The sequence below is a fragment of the Mycolicibacterium arseniciresistens genome, from assembly GCF_030519285.1.
GTDB classification, from domain to species: Bacteria; Actinomycetota; Actinomycetes; order Mycobacteriales; family Mycobacteriaceae; genus Mycobacterium; species Mycobacterium arseniciresistens.
In genome coordinates this window covers 1-6,790 of sequence record NZ_JAUMSQ010000258.1, presented here as the reverse complement: position 1 = coordinate 6,790, position 6,790 = coordinate 1, and the positions used below count along the sequence as shown (strand labels likewise).

General features: G+C 70.6%; 7 protein-coding genes. 5 read left to right on the top strand and 2 right to left on the bottom strand.

The window, feature by feature from the left end; translation table 11 throughout:
• From Q2100_RS24540 to Q2100_RS24530, 3 genes are all read left to right on the top strand, one after another.
• Positions 1–443 (top strand): PadR family transcriptional regulator (locus tag Q2100_RS24540; RefSeq protein WP_302916152.1); only part of this gene is annotated, 443 nt, incomplete at its 5' end.
• Between the two features lie 107 nt (positions 444–550).
• Entirely contained in the window at positions 551–1,594 is a 1,044-nt protein-coding gene (locus Q2100_RS24535; RefSeq protein ID WP_302916151.1) for an NADP-dependent oxidoreductase, read from the top strand.
• A 14-nt stretch (positions 1,595–1,608) separates the two neighbouring features.
• A complete protein-coding gene (locus Q2100_RS24530; protein WP_302916150.1) occupies positions 1,609–2,463 on the top strand; it encodes an oxidoreductase in 855 nt (284 codons plus the stop codon).
• Between the two features lie 5 nt (positions 2,464–2,468).
• On the opposite strand, the gene glpK is transcribed toward Q2100_RS24530, so the two are convergent.
• Together glpK and Q2100_RS24520 are read right to left on the bottom strand one after the other, a co-directional pair.
• Positions 2,469–3,986 carry a glycerol kinase GlpK gene (gene glpK / locus Q2100_RS24525; protein WP_302916149.1) on the bottom strand — a complete coding sequence of 506 codons (1,518 nt, stop codon included), beginning with the start codon at positions 3,984–3,986 and terminating at the stop codon, positions 2,469–2,471.
• 36 nt (positions 3,987–4,022) lie between these two features.
• On the bottom strand, positions 4,023–5,513 hold the full coding sequence (locus tag Q2100_RS24520; protein WP_302916148.1) for a TIR domain-containing protein: 1,491 nt from the start codon (positions 5,511–5,513) through the stop codon (positions 4,023–4,025).
• Positions 5,514–5,559: 46 nt separating this feature from the next.
• Between Q2100_RS24520 and Q2100_RS24515 the strand changes: the two genes are divergently transcribed.
• Positions 5,560–6,324 carry a class I SAM-dependent methyltransferase gene (locus Q2100_RS24515; protein ID WP_302916147.1) on the top strand — a complete coding sequence of 255 codons (765 nt, stop codon included), beginning with the start codon at positions 5,560–5,562 and terminating at the stop codon, positions 6,322–6,324.
• 126 nt (positions 6,325–6,450) lie between these two features.
• On the top strand, positions 6,451–6,790 hold a 340-nt coding region (locus tag Q2100_RS24510; RefSeq protein ID WP_328518137.1), incomplete at its 3' end, for a CDP-alcohol phosphatidyltransferase family protein.

The following is a 6,790-nucleotide window of genomic DNA, read 5'->3' as shown; positions in this document are numbered from 1 at the left end:
GCCGCGGCAGGCGCGGCGACGTGCGCGCCGCGATCCTCAAGCTGCTCACCGAGCGGCCGATGCACGGCTACGAGATGATCCAGGAGATCGCCGCCCGCAGCCAGGACCTGTGGAAGCCCAGCCCCGGCTCGGTGTACCCGACCCTGCAGCTGCTCGTCGACGAGGGCCTGCTGATCGCCACCGAGTCCGACGGCAGCAAGAAGCTCTTCGACCTGACCGACGACGGACGTACCGCCGCCGACAAGATCGAGACGGCGCCGTGGGACGACATCACCGCCGACGCCGACCCCGGCGCGATGAACCTGCGCAGTGCGGTCGGCCAGCTGATGGGCGCGATCGCCCAGTCCGCTCACGCGGCGACGCCCGAGCAGCAGCCGCGCATCGTCGACATCGTCAACAACGCCCGCCGGGAGATCTACGGCATCCTCGGCGAAACCGACTGATTTCGTGACTTCGGCGCGGTTTCGTTCGCTCACCGGACGAAACCGCGCCGAAATCGTGTCGCGTGCGGTGAGATCGGTGGTCACACGCCGATCGAGAGGTGGCGAACATGCCGGACATCAATCGGCGCTGGGTACTCGCCGAGCGTCCCAGGGGCGTCGTCGGCCGCGAACACTTCGAGTGGCGGGAAGAGCCGGTGCCGTCGATCGGTGACGGCGAATTCCTCATTCGGAACCAGTGGCTCAGCTGCGACGCCGCCCAGCGAAGCTGGATGTCGATCGACACCTACATCCCCCGCATTCCGCTGGGTGAGGTGATGGCGTCCGCGTCCGTCGGTGCCGTCGTGGAGTCGAAGCACCCGTCGTTCAGCGTGGGCGATCTGGTCTCGGGGGCGTTCGGCTGGCAGGACTTCGCCGTCAGCGACGGGTCGGCGTTCGGCGGCCTCGTCGCGCCCCTCAAGCTCCCACCCGGTGTCGACCCCGCAACCGCGTTGTCGCTGTTCGGCATCACGGGGCTCACCGCATATTTCGGCCTGCTCGACGTGGGCAGCCCCGAAGCCGGAGACACCGTGGTCGTCTCCGCCGCCGCAGGCGCGGTCGGGGCGATCGTCTGTCAGATCGCCAAGCTCAAGGGTTGTCGCGTGATCGGTATAGCCGGCGGCGCCCGCAAGTGCGCATGGCTGCGCGATGAGGTCGGTGTCGACGAGGCCGTCGACTATAAGGCCGACGACTTCCCCGCCCGCCTTCGTGCCGCCTGCCCCGGCGGCGTCGACGTGTTCTTCGACAACGTCGGTGGCCAGGTGCTCGACGCGGTGCTCGCGAATCTCGCCTCGGGCGCGCGTATCGCGCTGTGCGGCGCCGTCGCCGGCTACAGCGATCCCGGCGCACAAGACGGCATCCGCAATCTCACGAACCTCGTGCTGCAGCGGGGCACCATGCGCGGATTCCTGATCTTCGACTACTTCGGCCGGGTGGGCGAGGCCGTCGGCGAGCTCGCCGCATGGGCAGCCGAGGGCAAGATCAAGGACCACATCGACGTGGTGGAGGGGCTGGAGAACGCTCCTGACGCCCTGCGACGCCTGTTCACGGGGCAGAACTTCGGCAAGCAACTCGTCCGGATCACGGGTCCGGCGGATGAAATCGCGCCGGGATAGCGTCAGTACCTGACATGACGACCTTCCATATCGGCTCTCACCCCGTGCACCGCGTCGGCTTCGGCGCCATGCAGCTGCCCGGCCCCGGCGTCTTCGGCCCGCCCCGAGACCACGGCGCCGCCATCGCGGTGCTGCGCCGCGCGGTGGAACTCGGCGTCGACCACATCGACACCGCGCAGTTCTACGGCCCGAATGTGGCCAACGAGCTCATCCGCGAGGCGCTGCACCCGTATCCGGAGAACCTGGTGCTGGTCAGCAAGGTCGGCGCCCGCCGCGACGACCAGGGCAACTGGACCGCCGCGCAGCAGCCCGACGAACTGCGCGCCGACATCGAAGAGAACCTCCGCACGCTGGGCACCGACCGGCTGGCCGCGGTCAACCTGCGCATCCACTCCGGCGATCCCAACGCGGTGGGCGACGTCGACCCCGAGCTGTTCGGCCGCCAGCTCGACGCGATGATCGCCGCCCGCGACGAGGGGCTGATCGGCGGCATCGGCCTGTCCAGCATCTCGGTGGACCACCTGCGGTTCGCCCTCGAGCGCACCGAGATCGTCACCGTCCAGAACGCCTACAACCTGGTCGACCGGACCTCACAGCCGGTGCTCGACCTGTGCGTCGAGCGCGACATCGCCTTCGTGCCGTTCTTCCCGCTGGGTTCGGGCTTCTCCGCCGACAATCCGGTGCTGGGCAATCCCGCCGTGAAGCAGGCCGCCGCCGACCTCGGCCGCAGCCCGGCACAGGTCGCGCTGGCGTGGACGCTGGCGGTGGCGCCGAACGTGCTGCTGATCCCCGGGACGTCGTCGGTCGCCCACCTCGAGGAGAACCTCGCCGTCGACGACATCGAGCTGCCCGCCGGCTTCGCCCCGTAGCGGGATCACTCGACGTCGACCCAGTCGAGGGTGCGTTGCACTGCCTTCTGCCAGCCCGCGTACCCCTCCTGGCGCTGCTCGTCGCTCCAGTCCGGCGTCCACCGTCTGCCCTCCTGCCAGTTCGCGCGCAGGTCGTCGACGTTCTCCCAGAACCCGGTGGCGAGCCCGGCGGCGTACGCGGCGCCGAGCGCGGTCGTCTCGGCGACGACGGGTTTGACGACGTCGACGCCGAGGACGTCGGCCTGGATCTGCATGCACAGGTCATTGGCGGTGATGCCGCCGTCGACCTTGAGCACCTCCATGTGGACGCCCGAGTCGGCCTCCATCGCGTCGACGACGTCGCGGCTCTGGTAGCAGATCGCCTCGAGTGTGGCCCGCGCGACGTGGGCGTTGGTGTTGTACCGCGACAGCCCGACGATCGCGCCCCTGGCGTCGGACCGCCAGTACGGCGCGAACAGCCCCGAGAACGCGGGCACGAAGTAGACACCGCCGTTGTCGTCGACCTGCCGGGCCAGCGACTCGCTCTGCGCGGCGCCGCTGATGATGCCCAGCTGGTCGCGCAGCCACTGCACGGCCGAGCCGGTGACGGCGATCGAACCCTCCAGCGCGTACACCGGTTTCGCGTCCCCGAACTGGTAGCAGACCGTCGTCAGCAGCCCGTTCTCCGACCGGACGATCTTCTCGCCGGTGTTGAGCAGCAGGAAATTGCCTGTGCCGTAGGTGTTCTTGGCCTCACCGGCGTCCAGGCACACCTGCCCGACCATGGCCGCCTGCTGGTCGCCGAGGATGCCGGTGAGCGCCACCTCGCCACCGAGCGGCCCGTCGGCCAGCGTCGTGCCGTACGCCTGCGGGTACGACGACGGCTTGATCTCGGGCAGCATCTGACGCGGAATCCCGAAGAACGACAACAACTCGTCGTCCCAGTCCAGGGTCTCGAGGTCCATCAGCATGGTGCGGCTGGCGTTGGTGACGTCGGTGACGTGCACTCCGCCGCGCGGCCCGCCGGTGAGGTTCCACACCACCCAGCTGTCGGCCGTGCCGAAGAGGGCGTCACCCTTCTCCGCGGCGTCGCGCACCCCGTCGACGTTGTCGAGGATCCACTGCACCTTGCCCGCCGAGAAGTAGGTGGCAGGCGGCAGTCCCGCCTTGCGCCGGATGGTCTCGCCGCGCTCGTCGCGGTCCAGTGCGGAGGCGATGCGGTCGGTGCGGGTGTCCTGCCAGACGATCGCGTTGTAGTAGGGCCTGCCGGTCCGCCGGTTCCACACCAGCGCCGTCTCACGCTGATTGGTGATGCCCAGCCCGGCCAGGTCGGTGGCCGACAGGTCGGTGCGGTTGAGCGCCGACATGATGACCGACGCGGTGCGCTCCCAGATCTCGACGGGGTTGTGCTCCACCCAGCCGGCCTTCGGCATGATCTGCTCGTGCTCGAGTTGGTGCCTGCCCACCTCGGCGCCGTCGTGGTCGAAGATCATGCAGCGGGTGCTGGTGGTGCCCTGGTCGATCGCGGCGACGAAATCGGCCATCTCGCAACTCCTTCGGTGATGTGATGCGGGCTGAGGCTACCGGGTGAGCGCGTCCACCCAGCCGGGCTGGACGTCGACCTCGACACCGTCGTCGTACACCGCGGGCACGCCCTCGCCGCCGAGGCCCTCGAAGGTGGTCAGTGCCGCGGCGGTGCGCCGGGCCGCCGCGCTGGCGTCGGTTCCCGACGTGATGCACTCGGCCGCAGAGGCCGGCGCTCCCGATTCGGTGGCCAGGTCGGCGAGGTCGTCGTCGGTGTGGTCGCTGGTGCCGCCCTCCTCGGGCTGGAAGACCGGGTCGAACAGCGCCGAGTAGAAGTTCTCGAAGGTGTCGACGTCGCCGTCCTGGGCGACGCAGTACACGGCGGCGGCCGCCCTGGACGAGTAGTCGCCGCTGGCGGAGTAGTCGTCGAGAATCGCGACCACGTGGTAATGCACCTGGATCTCGTTGTCCAGCACGGCGCTTCGGATGTCATCGCCGTACAGGCTGATGAATCGGCCGCAGGCCGGGCACAGTGCGTCGTTGAAGACGTCGATGGTCACCGGCGCCACCCGGCTGCCGACGGAGATGCCGTCGGCGAGCAGTTGGACGGCCGGATCGTCGGTGTCCGGCTCGGAGGTGCCCGAACCGGAGGCATCGGAGGAGCCGGCGGACCCGTCGTCGGACCGGGTCAGCAGGACGATGCCGGCCACCAGCGCGATGATCACCACGACGGCGACCGCGCCGATGATGGCGAGCGTCCGCCCGCTCGTCGACCGCGTGGGCGGCGGTGGATATCCCGGAAAGCCCTGCGGCGCATAGCCCGGATAGCCCGGATGACCCTGGGGCGCGAAGCCCTGCGGGGCGAAGTACTGCGTCGGGGGTTGCGGAGCCGGCGACCAGTACTGCTGCGGCGCAACCTGCTCGGGCGGCGGCGCCAGCGCGTCCAGCTGCGGCCGCAGCGCCGGATCGAGGTCGGGGCGGTTGCGCAACCCGGCGGCCACCGCAGTCACCTCGTCGCGGACGGCGGGGTACTGCCCGTCCTCATCCGACGCCGCCCGCAGCCGGGCGAGCAGTTGCTGCTGATCGTGCGCGGGCAGCACCGGCGCTGCGACGAATTCGCGCAACGAGTACAGGTAGGCGAACGGCCACGGCGGCGGCGGAGCCTGGGTGTTCGGCCACGGGCCGGTCTGCTGAGCCATCGCCTGCACCGTCGGACCCAGGGCGCCGTCACCGAACTCGAGGATCGTGACGGTCGGCCCGAGATCAGGCCGGTCGACCTGGCCGGACCGCACGGCCAGCACGGGTCTGCCGAGGGCGCCGGCATGCTGGAGCAGCGCCGTCGCGGGTCTGGCCGCCGCCAGGTTGTTCGTCCAGACGGTGAGGAACACGTCGGCGTCGCGGACCCCGTCGATGCAACGCCGCCACCACTGCTCGGCGCCGCTGATGTCGCCGTCGAACCAGACGCTGTGGCCGGCGCGGGACAGTTCGCGGCTGACCTGCTCGGCGAGAGCGCGGTCGGCCGGCGCGCAACTGACGAAGACCCTCATGACCACCTCCGTGCGTTGGACCTGCGCGCCGGTTCAGCATGCCATGATGGCCGCTGTGGGCGGGCGAGCGAAGGGTATCGGGAGCATGCCGCGCGGCGGGCCGGACGCGTCGTGCCTCGACCGGCTGCTGCAGACCGACCGCCTCGAGTACCTGGACCGCGACGACGTCGACGACCGGACCAAGCGCAGCGTGATCCGGGCGCTGGACCGCACCGGGGAGTTCTTCGGCAACCACCAGAGGTTCGCGGGCATCGCCCTGGCCCAACTCGCCGATGTTCCGGACCCGAAGGTGCTCGAACTCGGCGCCGGACACGGCGGCCTGTCGCGCGAGATCCTGCAACAGCATCCGACCGCGCAACTCACCGTCACCGACGTCGACCCGGACTCGGTCGCCGCCATCGCCGCGGGCGACCTCGGCGCCGACCCGCGGGTGACCGTCCGCGAGATGGACGCCACCGCGATCGACGCGCCGGACCGCGCGTTCGACCTCGCCGTGTTCGTGCTGTCCTTCCACCACCTGCCGCCGGTGGCGGCCGCGCGGGTGCTCGCCGAGGGCACCAGGGCCGCCGACGCGCTGCTCGTCATCGACCTGCCGCGACCGCCCGCCCCGCTGCACCTGCTGCGGCTGGCGACCATGCTGCCGCTGGCGCCGTTCGTGCCGTTCGTCCACGACGGGGTGATCAGCTCGTTGCGCACCTACAGTCCGTCGGCGCTGCGCGCGCTGGCCGCGCACGCGGACCCGGCCATCGAACTCGACCTGCGCAGCGGCCTGCTGAGCCCGCAGGTGGTGGTGGCGCGCCGCACCGCCTGAGCGCGATCCAGGTAGAACTACGGTGTCGGACACCTCCTCCGCCACGCGACGATGAGCGGTGTGCAGAGCCTCTACGCACTCAAGCCGTGGTACACTCGGCGACTGTATCGCTTCGTGGAACACGCTGTGGTGCATCGTATCTCGCCCGATGTCTACACGGCCGCGGGCGTCGGCGCCGCGGCGTGCGCGGCGGTGGCCGTCGCGAACGGGTGCTGGCTGGCCGCGCTGGCGTTCCTCGCGGTGCGGCTGGCGGGCGCGAACCTGGATGGGGCGGTCGCCCGCGCCCGCGGTATCGGCACGCCGTGGGGCTTCGTCGTCAACGAACTCGGCGACCGCGCCTCCGATGTGCTGATGTTCGCCGGCCTCGCGGTGTGGGCGGGTGAGCACGGCACACCCGTCGCATGGGTGCTGACGGCCGCGCTCGCGGCGACCCAGCCCACCTTCGCCGCCCTGGCGGGCGCGGGCG